Origin of the sequence: Candidatus Xiphinematobacter sp., from assembly GCA_016766635.1 — a bacterium.
Taxonomy (GTDB): domain Bacteria; phylum Verrucomicrobiota; class Verrucomicrobiia; order Chthoniobacterales; family Xiphinematobacteraceae; genus Xiphinematobacter.
The window spans coordinates 309,465-325,427 of record CP068473.1; the positions used below are offsets into that span (position 1 = coordinate 309,465).

Below are 15,963 nucleotides of genomic sequence, written 5' to 3' on the forward strand. Positions count from 1 at the left end.
TTCCCCTTAATAGTAAGGGGATGTCTCTTCGGAGAAGAGAGGTGGTGAAGCAGCATGATATTCCTGGATGCTCCGCACTGAAATAGGAGCACAACGCATAGCACGGATGGCTTCTAAACTAGCCTGTGCAGCACGCAGGGTAGTAATAACTGGTATGCGAGCAGCGACGGCTGCCATGCGGATGAGAATTTCGTCCTTCCTAGGCTGCCGACCACTGGGTGTATTAATGATCAAATGAACCTTCGATTCTTGGATCCTATCTAAGACATTTGGATAGCCCTCGGCCAGCTTTACAAGACACTCGGCTTGGACTCCACGGGACCCAAGAAATGCCGTCGTGCCGTGGGTTGAGAGAATTCGGAAATTTAGGCGACAAAATTCCAGCGCAATAAGAGCAATAGCGTCTTTATCTATGTCCCTTACACTAATGAAGACGTTGCCCTGAGAAGGAAGGGCCGACTGAGCCGAGATTTGAGCCTTAGCGTATGCCACCCCGAAATCTCGATCAATCCCCATCACCTCCCCGGTGGATCGCATCTCTGGTCCTAGAAGGATGTCGACTCCTGGAAATCGCGCGAAGGGAAATACCGCTTCTTTTACGGAAAAGTGCGATGGAACAACTTCCTTAATAAAGCCTAACTCGCAGAGCTTACGACCAACCATGACCTTGGCTGCAAGTTTTGCTAGCGGCACCCCAATAGCCTTACTAACAAATGGAATGGTGCGGGAAGCTCTAGGGTTTACTTCCAGTACGTACGCCTCCCCATTCTTCACAGCAAATTGGATGTTCATAAGGCCGACAACGTTAAGCTCGCGTGCAACAGCCTTGGTGGCTTCCTTAAGGTGCTCTAAAACTGTTGGTGAAAGCGAACAGGAGGGAATCATACAGGCGCTATCGCCGCTATGAATCCCAGCTTGCTCGATGTGTTCCATAATACCACCCACCACGCAGAGACTCCCATCGCTAATACAATCTATATCCACCTCGGTGGCCTCCTCTAGAAAGCGGTCTACTAAGAGTGGTCCTACACAGAAAGAAGGTACAGCGGTGCGAACGTAGCAACGGAGGTCTTCCTCAGAGTGTATAATCTCCATCGCGCGACCACCTAATACAAAAGAGGGGCGAACGAGCACAGGATATCCAATGTGCGCGGCTACAGCTAAGGCTTCCTGCTCACAAGCTGCCGTTCCACCAATTGTTCTGCGCAACCTCAAACGATCGATCATTGCAGCGAAGTACCTACGATTTTCTGCTGCTTCAATACTATGGGGCTGCGTTCCAACAATAGGGATACCTGCCGCCTGCAGGGAAGTAGCCAGATTAAGTGGTGTCTGACCTCCAAACTGGACAATTGCGGCATCACAGTTTTCCCTTTCATAAACATTGAGAACGTCTTCCAGTGTCAGCGGCTCAAAATACAACTTGTCACTCGTATCGTAGTCAGTGGAAACAGTTTCTGGGTTAGAATTAACCATGATAGTCTCAATTCCCTCTTCTCTAAGAGCGAAAGCTGCGTGGACACAACAGTAGTCGAATTCAATCCCCTGCCCAATTCTGTTAGGGCCACTTCCAAGGATCATTACTTTTTTTCGAGAGCTTGGATAAATTTCGTCCTCATCACCATAGGTGGAATAGTAGTAGGGTGTGTGGGCTGCGAATTCCGCCGCACAAGTATCCACCAGTCGATAAGTTGGAACAATACCTTGGGCTTTGCGGCGATTGCGGATTTCCATCTCGGAGGTGCCTGAAAGAAAGGCAAGTTGGCAGTCGGAAAAACCCATCTTTTTTGCCCGTCGGAGGGGGATCTTTGTGGGGTTTTGCTGAAAGGATCTCTCCTCGTCCACGATTTGCTGGATATGCCGAATAAACCAGGGATCAATGCCAGATAATTCAGATACGTGCTTTTCGCTAAACCCAGTCTGTAGAGCATATCGTAGAAAGAAAATTCGCTCAGCACTGGGAATTTGTAGTCGCTTTTTAATAACATCCAGGTCGGGGGTTCCGTCCCCCAACAATGGGGGATTGTCCCTACCATCACTTCCTAGACCAAGTCTACCAATCTCTAGGGATCGAATGGCCTTTTGCAGCGACTCTTTTAGGGTACGGCCGATAGCCATCACTTCTCCCACACTCTTCATTTGCGTAGTCAAAGTTGAGTCCGCCATGGGAAACTTTTCAAAAGTGAACCGTGGGATCTTGGTAACCACATAATCAATTGCTGGTTCAAAGCAGGCCGACGTCTTCCGTGTAATATCGTTCTTGAGCTCATCTAGACTATACCCAACGGCGAGCTTGGCAGCAATTTTAGCAATGGGGAAACCTGTCGCTTTAGATGCCAGTGCTGAAGAACGTGAAACGCGAGGATTCATCTCAATGGCCACCATACGTCCAGTCTGTGGATTAACTCCAAACTGGATGTTAGCACCACCGGTTTCCACACCAATGGCCCTCATGATTGAAAACGAAGCATCCCGCATGGACTGATATTCTTTATCTGTAAGAGTTTGAATAGGGGCTACTGTGATAGAGTCGCCGGTATGAACACCCATAGGATCCATATTTTCAATGGAGCAGACTACTACACAGTTATCAGCGCAGTCGCGCATTACCTCCATTTCAAATTCCTTCCAACCAAGCAGAGATTCCTCAACGAGGATCTCCGAAACTGGGGAAAGAGTGAGTCCTTGTTGAACAATCTCTTTAAACTGTCGATAGTTATTAGCGATCCCTCCTCCTCCCCCTCCCAAGGTAAAAGCCGGACGGATAATAAGCGGAAATCTTTCAATGCGCCCTGCAATAGCAAGTGCTTCTTCCATGTTGTGAGCTATACCAGAGACCGGTACATCCAACCCAATGGCCAACATTATTTCTTTGAAGACCTGGCGGTCTTCGCCTTTCCGGATTGCAGTGGCGCTTGCACCAATTAGTTGTACCCCAAAACGTTGCAGGGTGCCGTCTTGCGCTAGAGCAATAGCGACGTTAAGAGCCGTCTGTCCCCCAACAGTAGGGAGAACGGCATCTACTTTTTCCCGTTCTATAATCATTGCTACTATCTCAGGTGTGATCGGCTCGATGTAAGTGCGTACCGCAAATTCTGGATCAGTCATAATGGTAGCCGGGTTGGAATTAATAAGGACCACCGCATAGCCTTCCTCTGCCAGAGCTTTGCAGGCCTGGACTCCTGAGTAGTCAAATTCACACCCCTGCCCAATTACGATTGGGCCAGAGCCGATGAGGAGAATTTTTTTTAGGGAAATGTTCTTAGGCATCGGAAAGGATACCACCCACAGACCGAGTAGAGATTAATCAGAGTGGGGCAAAATTCGCAACCGAATCCTTTTTATACAGCGGAATGCCGTATAGCGCCACTTTTTGCCAAAGTCCTTAATATCTACAGTCTTAACGATAAGAAAGGTACACACTTCCCTTCGTCTTACCATCCAACTCTTGCCATCAGAAAGTCCGGAACTTGCTGGGGGCTTGCTATGTTAATTGCCGTGTTGTGAAAGAATTACTCCTGACTTTTGTTCTTTGTTTCGGGGAAACGGTCCTCATGGGGTTCGAAACCATTCTCTCCATTTTCCGAGGCCAAATCCGTCCAAAACTGGTTTTCCAGCAGATCTGCGAGATTGGCTACCGCTCACAAGTAGTAGTGGTAGTGACAGGCTCTTTTACTGGGGCCGTGTTTACAGCCCAGACGTTTTTTCAGTTCAGTAACTTGAATATGGAATCAGCTGTGGGACCTGTAGTGGCCGTGGCTATGTGTAGAGAGCTTGGGCCTGTGCTAACAGGTTTGATGGTAGCTGGCCGTGTAGGGGCAGCAATGAGCGCCGAATTAGGCACCATGGCAGTTACCCAACAAATTGACGCGCTCCGGGCACTGGCGGTACACCCGGTCGATTATCTGGTTGTACCACGTGCACTCGCCATGTTTTTTTCCATGCCTTTTCTTGTTGGAGAAAGCATTTTCTTCGGCATCTTTTCCAGTTTCTTCATAGCGGCCCAAGTATTGAATGTCTCTAGCACTTATTACCTAGAGAATATGCGTCGATTCACAGATGGTGTGGACGTTCTCATGGGGATTGCTAAAGGCTTAGTTTTCGGAGGCCTCATTGTCTTTATTAGCTGCCAACGAGGCCTAGATGCTAAGGGGGGGGCGGTTGGCGTAGGTTGCGCTACTACTCAGTCGGTAGTCATCAGTTCTCTTGCTATCCTCATTACGAATTTTTTCCTTACCATGGGGCTAAACATGATTTTTCCAACTGGGTGAGCTTCACGATGAACAATGCTCCTCTTATTGAGGTACAAAATCTCTTCCAAAAAATAGGCACACAGGAAATCCTACGTGGAGTTACTCTTTCCGTCCTCCCTGGGGAAACTCTTGTTCTGCTGGGGAGAAGTGGGGGGGGGAAAAGTGTCTTCCTGCGACATCTAATTGGCTTGATGAAACCAGTTTGCGGAAAAATTCTCTTTGAAGGAAGAGATATTACCCAACTTAATGAGCGTCAGTTAGAGCCTATTCGTTGCAAGATCGGAATGCTTTTTCAGGATGGCGCTCTTTTCGATTCGCTTAGTGTCTTTAACAATGTTGCCTTCCCACTCCGTGAGCGTGGCATGCAAGACGAAAAAGAAATTCGAGAAAGGGTCCATAAGGCACTTGCTCTAGTCAACATGATCGGGCATGACGGAAAAGTGCCAGTCGACCTGAGCGGAGGTATGCGTAAACGTGTGGCCCTCGCTCGAGCAATTATTTCCCCACCTTCCGTGATTTTATACGATGAACCCACAGCTGGATTGGACCCAATCGTGTCTGGCAGCATTAATCGACTTATTCGACGCTTGCAAGGACAGCTACGGGTAACTTCAATCGTGGTAACACATGATCTGGTGAGCGCTTATCATGTGGGCGATCGAATTGCTCTTCTAGATCAGGGGAGAATTTACTTTTGTGGCTCTCCGCAGCAGATACGCTCCTCTGGCGACCCAATCATTCGCAATTTCATAGAAGGGAAGTCGGGGGAAGATAGTAAAACGGAGTAAGAGGCAAGAGAAGAGGAAAGAGATGACTTCAGAAGAAAGAAAAATCCAAATGCGGGTAGGCATTTTTGTACTCATTGGCCTCACCACCATTGGAATTATGACCGTGTACCTTGGGAGGGTTGGTGAGAGCATGCACCATCATTATCGCCTACATGCCCACTTTCCGAACGCCAGCGGAATAAAAAAAGGTGCCGATGTTCTTCTTAGTGGGGCCCGCATTGGTCGCGTAGCCACTTCGCCATCCATCCTACCCAATATGAAGGGGGTTTCTATCCAACTTTTTATTGAACAAGGGGTAAGCATCCCAGTGGGATCCAGATTTACGATTAGCAGCTCGGGGCTCTTGGGTGACCGATTTGTAGACATCCTTGTAGGAAAGGGGGTGACGGACACCCGGCCCATTTTACCAGGCGCTATCGTTCATGGAGAGTATGTATCCGGGATAGAGGACCTTGTTAGCACTGTTAACAGTGTGGCCGAACGGACATCGGAATTAATAGCCTGTTTAGGTATAGTGGTCCAGGATGTAGGCCAAGTCGCAAGGATGGCTCGTACCAGCAACCTTCTCCAGCCGCAAAGCCTAAAAAACCTTTCTAAGACATTGGAAAATCTAAAAGAAATTAGTGGCGATTTTGCTCAGCTGTCAAAGAGGACGGAGGGTCTCTTAGAGACCACTAACACAGCTGTTGGGGAAAGCAGAAAAATACTCGCTTCTATCGGGATTATTTCTCGGGAAATCTCACAAGCTTTGAAGAGCGAGCAGAGTACAGTAGGGTTGCTTCTAAGCAGCAAGGAGGTAGCCGAAAATGTTCGTGCGTTTATTCTGAACGCGCGCCAGCATGGCATCTTCTGGTACAAAGATACTGCTCGGAGGCAAACACGAGAACCGCCATGACATTTTTGTGCACCTTCCTTATTCTTTACACCTCTGAAAGGGCACGGCCGCTTTACCGTAGCCCGACAGCAGATCGAACTCGCTCTATAACCTCACTGGCAATTGTGTGAGCGCGAATGGCCCCTTTTTTGAGAACTTGATCAACCACTTCTGGGGAGGTGACCAGTTCCTCCCGACGTCTGCGCATAGGCTTGAAGAATAACCATACTGCCTCGAATAAACGTTCCTTAAAAGCACTATATCCAGTCCCCCCATGAACGTGCTCGTTTAGCATCTGTTGGTAATCAGACGAACTGGCAACCAGCCTGTATAGTGATAGGATAGTGGATCCCGACGTAGACTTGGGCTGATCTACCGGTGTGGAATCAGTCTGAATCTCCATAATCCTTTTCCTCAGAACTTCCTCTGCCAAAAAAATTTCGATGGTGTTTCCATAACCTTTGCTCATCTTTGATCCATCTATCCCAGGGATCATTGCCGTTCCTTCCTGAATAAGAGGTTCCGGTAGCCTCAGAACTGAGCCGTATACCTTGTTAAATTTAATAGCAATATCACGAGCCACCTCCAAGTGCTGCTTCTGATCCTTGCCTACCAGTACCAAATCGCTATCGTATAGCAAGATATCCGCAGTCATTAGGACAGGGTATGAAAACAGTCCATGGGAAGAGGGGAGCTTATGGGCTTTTTTTTCTTTATAAGCATGGCAGCGCTCCAGCAACCCCACTGGGATAAGAGTGCCTAAGATCCAGGCCAATTCAGTGACAGTCGGGATAGCAGACTGCAAGAAAAGGCACGTTTTTTCTGGACTAAGACCGCAAGCAAGAAAGTCCCACACTACCTTTCTGACATTCTCCCTTAGGACTACGGGATCCCTTACAGAAGTGAGGGCATGGTAGTCTGCAATAAAGTAAAATGTTTCTATCCTGTTCTGTCCCTGCATTTGGATGGCGGGGCGCATCATCCCGAAGTAGTTGCCTAAGTGCAAGGCGCCGGAGGGCTGAATTCCGGAGAGTATACGCATGTTTAATCAAATTGTCCGAGATCCCTAACGGCAATTGGCAAGAGGACGACCCGACATGCGACTATACGCGCTTGAGTGATGATTCATACTGATAAATTGCCTCGATTCGTCGCTGATGCCGCCCGCCTTCAAAAGGAGTCTCTAGCCAAATTTGAACGATGTTGAGAGCCGTTTCAATGGAAACCATGCGTTGTCCTAAGGAAAGGGCATTTGCATCGTTATGAAGGCGTGCATATTTTGCACTCTCGTCGTTCCAACAAAGTGCGCAGCGGATGCCCAGCACCTTGTTAGCTGCAATTGCTTCCCCATTTCCGGAGCCGCCGATTACAATGACGCGTTCTGCCTCTCTTTTCACGACGGATTCTGCTGCAGGAAGAATGTAGTACGGGTAATCATCACTCGGGTCATTGCTGTAGGTTCCAAAGTCTACCACGTCATGCTTAAGTTTCCTTAAGTAGATTGAGATACGCTCTTTATATTGAAAGCCTGCATGATCGGATCCAATAGAGATTTTCATTTTCAAAAATTTTGATGGAGACTAAAGCCAAGGATGGAAGTTTGAGAAGATAGAGATGTGCGATCGGTCATTACAGCTGTGCTCTTAAAGATTTGGATGAGGGTTAGGAGGCCTGGGTTGGGAATTCCCTTGGGTAGCAGCGGCTTGGCTGGCTCAGACTAGAACACTTCCAATGGGGAAGAAGACCGCTCGTTGCGCTTTGTGCTTTTTAGTCTAGACGACCTACTCCTCCACCTATTGTCTTTCGTAGTTAGCTTGTCCTTGTATAGGGAGAGCAGGAGAGCAGATTAGGGGGAGGGGTTTTCAACTTAGGGAGGAGAAAAGTGGTCTTAGATATGCCGCTTCAAGAAGTGGTCATATCCCGTAGGTAGGGGGGTGTTTTCGTCATTTTCGGAGCGAGCTTTCATGTGCCCTATCCTAGTAAGCCTTGTACTTGGAAAGGTGAGGTCCCACTGTCTCAAAAGACGCTTCTCCTCCACAGGGGAGATGGCAAAAAGTAGTTCGTAGTCTTCACCCTCCGAGAGGGCCCGTCGGATAGAACAGCCTGGATTTCTCGGTAGCAATTGAGGGTTGACTTCAAAACCTGTGTGACTAGCACCGGCCATGCGGGGTAGGTCACTGCCAATTCCATCACTTAAGTCTGTCATAGCGTGGATGGAAAAGTGAGTGGTAAGCCAGTGTGCCTCTGCTAGACGGGGAGTAAATTTTAGGTGATGTCCCCGCCGCAGAGATCCTCCTAGCTGCCCCGTTACAAAAAGAGAGTCTCCAGGCTGAGCGCCACTGCGTAAGGTAAGCTGCTGAGCTGCAACATAGCCGGTAAGTGTGATGGAAATAAAAAGGGCACCCAAAGAATGTGAAGACTCACCACCGATGATGCTAACCCCGAATTGCCCGGCAGCGCGCCCAATTCCACGATAAAGGGACTGTAACCAGCGCGTGGACAGTTGCGCAGGTATGGCAAGAGTAACTAAAGCATGCGCCGGAATTCCGCCGCAGGCGGCGACATCACTGATTGCTCGGCAAAGTGCCTTCCATCCTACCCAAACGGCAGGGGTATCTCTCTTGAAGTGGACCCCTTCTATCACACAATCGGTCTTTAGAAGGAACAGTTTTCCTGCCCGAGGACACTTGACTACTGCGCAATCATCCCCGATGCCAACAAGGACATCCCTTCTTTGTGGGAAAGATCGGACGAGTTTACGGATCAGGCTGTCTTCCACAAGATAACAGGAGAGAAAAACAAAAAGTATCCTTGGAGCATCACAAGATTGCAGCCAAAACTCCTATGAAATTAAACAGCGAATGCATCAAAATAGGTACCAGAAGACAGCCGGTGGATTCATAGGCCCAGGATAGCCCAACTGCCAATAGAAATAGTCCTGGAAGAATGGAAGGGTGTTGGTGTATGCCGGCAAAGAGGAGTGAGGTAATAAGCGTGGCTTTTAGTGAGCCTACGTGCTGGCGGAGAACGCCGTACAAATATCCGCGGAAAATAAGCTCCTCACTAAGAGGGGCAATTGCCACAACTATGCAAGTCGAGACGAGAAGGTCAGAAAGGCTTGTGTTTTTTTCCAAAAATTGCACCAATGGCTGCTGATAGTGGGTGCTCTGTAATCTTTCTAAGAATGCCTGTACCAAGGAAATGAGTGGGTAGAACGCAGCTAACCACAACCCCGACAACTTGATCAGTTGTGGTGCCCGAAATTTCCAAATCCCGAAAGCGCGAGCAGCCGAGATATGGCGAATAGTCAAAAAACTCAGGATAGTCGCGTCCAGCACAAGATAAAACACCCCCCCCCACTGAATGTCACTTATCTTCAGGAGGGAGTGGGCATTTTTCGGGACTACGCTCAAGGCTAGGAAATAAACCCCAAAGACCGAACATACTACCGCATCGAGTCTCTGGTAAAGTTGTACCGCTCCTCCCTGTTGTTTATCTGAAGTCAAAGCCTTTCCCTCCAAGAATAGCCGCCACCAGACTGATGGCGGCTATCACCACGATTGTTGCGAGCGTCAGCCGTGATAAGCGTCAGCCGTGATATTTCCCTTACCTCCTTCCGAAACAATCTCCGGGTAAAGGTAACAAGAAGCAGTGTGTCACGTAATTACCACTTTGAACTCCCTAGAGAGGAGAATTTGTTAAAATTGCCACTCCCTGCCAAGGAGCATCTTTTGTAGTTCCGGCTAGAGTTGCATATCAGTCTCCTACTGGTGAAAAACTTTTTCAGAAGCCTTCTACATTCGGCTTGGCGTACTCCCGCCGCTACCTTGCAGTGATGGTTACGTCCGGGCATTTGCAGAAGATTGACTCGTCCCCCTGCGCCCCCACTGCTGGGGTCAGAACAGCCGAACACGACCTGACTTAAACGCACCTGCACCATTGCTCCTGCACACATAGGGCACGGCTCCTTCGTGACGTACAGAACACAATCCGTCAGTCGCCAATCCCCTACTATGCTCTCCGCCTGCCTGATTGCCAATATTTCTGCATGGGCCGTGGCATCCCTTAGAACCTCTACCTGATTGTGTGCGCAGGCGATCACTCTCTCCCGGCGCACAATTGCAACACCTATAGGCACCTCCCCCGACTTTAGTGCCTTTCTCGCTTGATGTAACGCTTTTCCCATAAAGTATCGATCCGACATTTGATCAACTACATTTGACAAAGGGAGAACGAGATGAACAAACATTCATCTTCCCACCACCTCCTTGGATACTTCTACCATGTACAATTTTATTGGCCACATTTATGCTTCGCCTCGTGGGATTGCATTTAGACCATCAAAAATTACTCGTTACCCCATCCATCCTTGCCTGCGACTTTTTGCAACTTGGGAGAGAAGTCAGCCAAGTTGCCTCAGCGGGGGCTGATCGGATCCACTGTGATGTTATGGACGGTCATTTTGTAAAAAATATCTCCTTTGGACCCATTATCGTTCAGGCCGTTGCACGTTCCACAAAGCTGCCCCTCGACATTCATCTCATGGTTGATTTCCCTCAGCATCACCTTCTTGGATTAATTCCTCCTTCTACCTCTTCTTTTTTTCACTCCATTATCTTTCATGTTGAGGCATCACAGTGCGTATCCGAAATGCTTCGCTCTATCCGTGACCGGCGCTGTTTAACTGGGCTGGCCCTCAATCCTGAAACACCACTTTTTGAAGTGTATCCTTTCCTCGCCAATCTGGATTTTCTTCTTATCATGACTGTACATCCTGGGTCTGGCGGCCAAGATTTTCTCCCGGAGATGTTGGAGAAAATACGCGATGCCGCCGAGGTTCGCGCTCAGAAAGGACTGGGCTTTCGCATAGTGGTGGATGGAGGGATTGATGTGGAAACCGCTGCTAAGTGCTCCCTAGCGGGGGCTAATGTGTTTGTTTCCGGAACGGCTATTTTTGGAGCACCGGATCTTTTTTTTGCCATACGCAATATCCGGAGCTCAGTAACTAGCCGACAAAAGTGCTAGATGTTCCTATTGAACAAAAGAACAAAAACGCGCTGCATGAGAGGAGCAGGAGGAGCAGGAACCTCTTCTTTATTCATCGACCTTCTACCTTCCACAGTACCTTACCCGGATGCCCTTACCCGGATGCGCGTAAGTAACATCTAGCATAAATAGAAGACAGCAGGTTCTGAGGAAATTTTCCTTAGGGAGAGTTGTCGTGGTTTGTTGCAAGCCAGGAGGAAAGAAATTCCTGTTAGTCAAGGAGTATGACAGCGCCGTGTCTTAGATAGTATTGGATTGGCTAGATTAGGAGCGGGTGGCAAACATGAAAAGGGTGCCTTTGGCGGCACAGTCGGACCAGAACACGTAAAAGAAGGCTACCACAGCACATTTAGTTGTTCTTCTTCTTGCCTTTAGTTTCCGATTGGATTAGGGATGGAGGCCGGGCTGGTGGTGTAGTGGTGTCTGTTGCTGGCCCTGCTCGTGTTTGCCGTTGTCATGTGTGGAACATAGTATGAGTGATGAGTGCGCTGACCATTCGAGACCTCTATGCTAGTGTCGGTGACCAGGAAATTCTGAAGGGGGTGAACTTAAGGATTCCAAGGGGGGAGGTACATGCTGTCATGGGGAAAAATGGCTCTGGAAAAAGCACACTTGCTAAGATTATTGCCGGGCATCCCAGTTACGCTGCTACCTCCGGCAGCGTTGTGCTTGATAGTAGAGACCTCCTAGGAATAGAGCCCAACGAACGTGCCTGCTTGGGGGTCTTCCTGGCTTTTCAGTACCCAGTGGAGATTCCTGGAGTCACGGTTGCCAATTTCATTCGTGCCGCTGTCCAAGCCAGGCTCCCTGAGGGTCAAGAATTAGAGGCCACCCAGTATTACTCTGCTCTTTACCAGCAGATGGACTCCCTGCAAATTCCCAGAGCATTTACCTCTCGTTCCGTGAACGAGGGGTTTTCTGGAGGAGAAAAGAAGCGCTGCGAAATTCTCCAGATGGCTATGTTGCGGCCTGCTTATGCTATATTGGATGAAACGGACAGTGGGTTGGATATTGATGCTTTAAAGGTTGTTTCTGACGGAGTGAATGCCTTGCGAGGCCCGCATGTCGGGGTACTAATCATCACTCACTACCAGCGCCTTTTAAATTACATTGTGCCAGACCGTGTCCATGTTATGGTGGGGGGCAGAGTCGCCTGTAGCGGAGGTAGGGAACTGGCTCTGCAACTGGAGGCTGAGGGCTATGATTGGCTTGCGGGGGCGAGGCCTTGTGGGAACGCTGCGGCACCCTGCTGACTCCCTCCTATTCTCCACCCACTAAACCTAACCAGCAAGTAAACCAAGAAATGAGTATCGAGGCGAAGCCACTAATTGATATCGACCGCTCCATCGGCAATTTTAGCTACACTGTTGACTATGCCTATGATGCGGGTGTTGGTTTGAGCGAAGAAACCATCGACTACATTTCCGATGCCAAAGAGGATCCCGACTGGGTCCGTCAGTTTAGGAAGCGATCCTACAAAAAGTTTCTGGAGAAGCCGCTCCCTACCCACTGGGCAAGCAGAGATCTGGAAAGCATCTCCTTTGATCGGATTCGGTATTATCTTGCTCAGGGGCAGCAGCCAAAGCGCTCGTGGGATGAGGTACCGGAGAAGCTGAAGCGCACTTTTGAGCGGTTGGGAATTTTAGAGCAAGAGCGCCGGTTTTTAGCTGGAGTGGAGGCTCAGTTCGACAGCGAGGCCGCCTACTCTAACATTAAACAGGCTGTTAGTGCTCAGGGAGTCATTTTTTTGGGTAGCACGGAAGGCCTCAAGCGCTATCCGCAAATCTTCAGAAAATGGTTTGGCAAAGTAATTCCAGCTGGAGACAACAAGTTCAGCGCGCTTAATGGTGCTGTTTTTAGTGGAGGGAGCTTCATTTATGTACCGCCTGGGGTAAAAGTCAAGCATCCCCTCCAAGCCTATTTTCGAATTAATGCGGAGAGTTTCGGTCAGTTTGAGCGTACGCTTATCATTGCGGACGAGGGGAGTGAGGTCATGTATATGGAGGGTTGTACAGCACCCCAGTTTGAGACTGCTACCCTTCATAGCGCAGTTGTGGAGTTGGTAGCTATGCCAAGTGCCAAAATCCAGTACGTTACCGTGCAAAACTGGAGCTCCAATGTTTTTAATCTTGTTACCAAGCGTGGCCTAGCGCACAGAGAGGCAGAAATTAAGTGGATTGACTGCAACATTGGTTCGCGCCTTACGATGAAGTATCCTGGCGTTATCATGAAGGGTCAAAAGGCTCGCGGAGAAGTCATTAGTATTGCCCTTGCTGGGGACGGCCAACACCAAGATACTGGTGCCAAGATGGTCCATGCCGCAAATGAAACCACTAGCAACATTGTGTCTAAATCCATTAGCCTCGGGAACGGCCGTGCTACTTACCGAGGTCTCGTTTGCATACCTAGAGGTCTGAAGGGTTGCAAGAACAACACAGAGTGTGATGCTCTCCTGGTTAATTCGAAGAGCCGTACGGACACCTATCCAGCCATTACTGTCCGTGGACAAGGTAATGCCTGCCAGCACGAGGCCAGTGTTAGCCAAGTTAGCGCCGAGCAGATCTTCTACATGCAGCAGCGTGGACTAAGTGAAGGCGAGGCAATGAGTCTTGCTGTGAACGGCTTTGTCAACGATTTAGTTCGTCAGTTCCCCATAGAGTATTCTGTTGAGTTGAAGCGCCTCATCGAGCTCGAGATGGCCGACTCCGTGGGTTAATAAAGGGATATAAAGGGATAGGGAATGTTTTTTTAAAGGTGGAGAGGAGCGGCCGTACTTTTTTATGATATCACAACAGCCTTCTTCCGCCTCAGAATTTCGGGAAGAGAATTCCTGGCCGACGTGGTTTCGCTTGGTACAGCGCCAAGCATGGGAGGAGTTTCTCGCTACACCTCCTCCTTCTGCGTTACAGGAAGCATGGAGGTTTTCAAACACGCGGGCCTTAGAGCTCCCCGAGCTTCACCGTAGAGCGGACGCTAACCACAGGAAGGATGCCCCTTCCTTTCTCCTGGAGCACAGCATTGGACTTACCCCTGAGACGCCGTGCCTCGTCTTTGCTAATCACACACCAATTATACAGAAAACGCAGAGACTTTCCCCCCTTGGGTTAGTAATGTTGCCTCTTCAATCTGCTATCCACACTCATGAAGAGTTAATTCGAAGATACTTCATGAGACAAGCAGCAAAATTGGGGTCACACAAGTACGCAATGTGGCATAAGGCCTGTTTACGCAATGGAGTGTTAATTTACGTCCCACCAGACACCAATGTCGAAATTCCAGTGGAAATTTTTTCTTGGCTAAACGGAAAAGGAATTGCTCTTGCTCCACACACCTTGATTGTTTGTGGAGAAAACAGTTGCATCACTGTACTGGAACACTTCCGCTCAGTTTCTCCCGAGGATGGAGGGTTTGTCTGTGGCATTAGTGATGTTTACCTCGCGGCAGGGGCTCGTGTCACATATGCTGCTCTCCAGGAGTGGAGCACCTTTACGTGTGCCTTGCACCTCAATTCTACACTGGTGTCTCAGAATGCAAGGGCGACTGTTTTTCAAGCGAACTTTGGAGCGGGATTCCTCCGTTCCGAGAGCTTTAGCCAGCTGACCGGAAGTAAGGCCCGTAGTCTCATGCTTTCACTGACGTCGGCTTCTGGAACCCAAGAAATTGATCAACGCACTCTCCAGGACCATGTTGCCCCAGATACCTCCAGCGACCTCCTCTATCATAATACACTCGATGATTCGGCACGTGCTATCTTTTCTGGTCTTATTCGAGTAGAACCGCACGCTCAGAAAACAGACGCTTATCAAAAGGTGCGTAACCTCCTCCTCAGTGATTCTGCGGAGGCAAATTCTATGCCAGGCTTAGAAATTCTGGCAGATAACGTCCGCTGTACCCATGGAGCGACTTCAGGGCAAATCAACGAAGAGGAACTCTTTTACATGAAGACACGAGGCATTCCTGCAAGAGTGGGTCGCCGACTCATTGCTAAGGGGTTTCTTGCTTCTGTGTTAGAACGCTTAGAAGATGAAGCGCTTCGCGCATGTTTTCTAAACCGTTTGTACGATAAGGAATGAGATATAGGAAGTTCGCACCCCCCTTTAATCAATAAGTCCACGATGAGAGTCCGGCTGTTAAAAAAGAAGAAGAAGAACCACGTAGGCTGGTTGGGATGGCTGTGTCGGCATCGACCATGGCTTGGAGGTGGCTTAAGAAATCCGAGGCCAAAAAATCCAACGCGTCGTTCTATTATATTAGGAGCTTTCTTCTCCAGAAAGGATTTCCAGCGGTAGGTGCCGTGGCTTAACGATGGAGCAAGCAGGCAACACTCCGTGCCATTGACAGCCAGGATAGAGCACAGCATGCGGACCAATGAGAGATCCCGGGTTTAAGATGGAATGGCAGCCCACCTTCGCACAGTCACCTAGTATGGCGCCGAACTTTCTTAATCCCGTTGCGATTTTTCCATGGGGGCCTGTAACCCAAACTTCATCTGAGCTTAATTTGACATTGGAAAGGATGACCCCTGCACCCAAGTGAGCTTGATACCCCAAAATAGAGTCTCCCACGTAATTGAAATGTGGCAACCTGGCACCGTCAAAAACTAAGCAGTTCTTTAATTCGCAGGAGTTCCCTAGGATTACTCCGTTACCGACGATTACATTTTCTCGGATGTAACATCCGTGGCGAATCTGGCAGTGCTCCCCAATCCACGCTGGTCCCTTAATCACCGCCCCGCTTTCGATAAGCGTTCCTTTTCCTACACGAGTCTTCTTTCCGATAAGCGGCTTCCCAATTAGCTTGCCTTTAACACCAGATCGAAGGTTAAGCTGAAGGTAAGTTCCTATTCTAGATAGCGCTTCCCAGACATTTTCGACTTTTTCAAAGATGGTGGCGTGCTCGGTGTGCGCTAGATCGAAGTAGTCTTCTGGACGGAACATAAAAATGGGTAGCTTGTTTTTTGCACACGGCCTCTTTTCCACTCAGGGCCCCCCAAGCCCTTGTT

At 49.0% G+C, this 15,963-nt stretch carries 14 protein-coding genes; 7 read left to right on the top strand and 7 right to left on the bottom strand.

What is annotated here, in order from left to right; all coding sequences use genetic code 11:
• Positions 1-6 precede the first annotated feature (6 nt).
• Positions 7-3,270, bottom strand: coding sequence for a carbamoyl-phosphate synthase large subunit (gene carB / locus JMM79_01355; protein QQY08600.1), 3,264 nt, complete (start codon positions 3,268-3,270; stop codon positions 7-9).
• A 284-nt stretch (positions 3,271-3,554) separates the two neighbouring features.
• Here carB and JMM79_01360 point away from each other — a divergent pair, with 284 nt between their 5' ends.
• Genes JMM79_01360 through JMM79_01370 form a run of 3 tightly spaced genes read left to right on the top strand, consistent with a single transcriptional unit; the run spans position 3,555 to position 5,936 of the window.
• Positions 3,555-4,271, top strand: a complete 717-nt coding sequence (locus JMM79_01360; protein QQY08601.1) for an ABC transporter permease — start codon at positions 3,555-3,557, stop codon at positions 4,269-4,271.
• Positions 4,272-4,279: 8 nt separating this feature from the next.
• Positions 4,280-5,041 (top strand): ATP-binding cassette domain-containing protein, encoded by a 762-nt coding sequence (locus tag JMM79_01365; GenBank protein QQY08602.1) that lies wholly within the window; start codon positions 4,280-4,282, stop codon positions 5,039-5,041.
• 22 nt (positions 5,042-5,063) lie between these two features.
• Positions 5,064-5,936, top strand: a complete 873-nt coding sequence (locus JMM79_01370) for an MCE family protein (GenBank protein QQY08603.1) — start codon at positions 5,064-5,066, stop codon at positions 5,934-5,936.
• Between the two features lie 52 nt (positions 5,937-5,988).
• Here JMM79_01370 and trpS read toward each other — a convergent pair whose 3' ends face one another.
• The 5 genes from trpS to JMM79_01395 all read right to left on the bottom strand — a co-directional run bounded on the left by trpS (position 5,989) and on the right by JMM79_01395 (position 10,119).
• Entirely contained in the window at positions 5,989-6,957 is a 969-nt protein-coding gene (gene trpS, locus JMM79_01375; protein ID QQY08604.1) for a tryptophan--tRNA ligase, read from the bottom strand.
• Between the two features lie 61 nt (positions 6,958-7,018).
• Positions 7,019-7,474: a ribose-5-phosphate isomerase gene (locus JMM79_01380; protein ID QQY08605.1), complete on the bottom strand. Its 456-nt coding sequence runs from the start codon at positions 7,472-7,474 to the stop codon at positions 7,019-7,021.
• 329 nt (positions 7,475-7,803) lie between these two features.
• A complete protein-coding gene (gene thiL / locus JMM79_01385; GenBank protein QQY08606.1) occupies positions 7,804-8,694 on the bottom strand; it encodes a thiamine-phosphate kinase in 891 nt (296 codons plus the stop codon).
• Between the two features lie 40 nt (positions 8,695-8,734).
• Positions 8,735-9,421, bottom strand: a complete 687-nt coding sequence (locus tag JMM79_01390) for a CPBP family intramembrane metalloprotease (GenBank protein QQY08607.1) — start codon at positions 9,419-9,421, stop codon at positions 8,735-8,737.
• Positions 9,422-9,579: 158 nt separating this feature from the next.
• Entirely contained in the window at positions 9,580-10,119 is a 540-nt protein-coding gene (locus JMM79_01395; GenBank protein QQY08739.1) for a nucleoside deaminase, read from the bottom strand.
• A gap of 104 nt (positions 10,120-10,223) precedes the next feature.
• Between JMM79_01395 and rpe the strand changes: the two genes are divergently transcribed.
• The 4 genes from rpe to sufD all read left to right on the top strand — a co-directional run bounded on the left by rpe (position 10,224) and on the right by sufD (position 15,034).
• On the top strand, positions 10,224-10,940 hold the full coding sequence (rpe, locus tag JMM79_01400; protein QQY08608.1) for a ribulose-phosphate 3-epimerase: 717 nt from the start codon (positions 10,224-10,226) through the stop codon (positions 10,938-10,940).
• Between the two features lie 500 nt (positions 10,941-11,440).
• Complete coding sequence (sufC, locus tag JMM79_01405) at positions 11,441-12,214, top strand: Fe-S cluster assembly ATPase SufC (GenBank protein QQY08609.1); 774 nt, start codon at positions 11,441-11,443, stop codon at positions 12,212-12,214.
• 50 nt (positions 12,215-12,264) lie between these two features.
• Positions 12,265-13,677, top strand: a complete 1,413-nt coding sequence (gene sufB, locus JMM79_01410; protein QQY08610.1) for a Fe-S cluster assembly protein SufB — start codon at positions 12,265-12,267, stop codon at positions 13,675-13,677.
• A 64-nt stretch (positions 13,678-13,741) separates the two neighbouring features.
• Positions 13,742-15,034, top strand: coding sequence for a Fe-S cluster assembly protein SufD (sufD, locus tag JMM79_01415; protein ID QQY08611.1), 1,293 nt, complete (start codon positions 13,742-13,744; stop codon positions 15,032-15,034).
• Between the two features lie 177 nt (positions 15,035-15,211).
• Here the strand turns inward: sufD and JMM79_01420 are convergent, their stop codons facing one another.
• A complete protein-coding gene (locus tag JMM79_01420; GenBank protein QQY08612.1) occupies positions 15,212-15,898 on the bottom strand; it encodes a UDP-N-acetylglucosamine diphosphorylase in 687 nt (228 codons plus the stop codon).
• Positions 15,899-15,963: the final 65 nt, after the last annotated feature.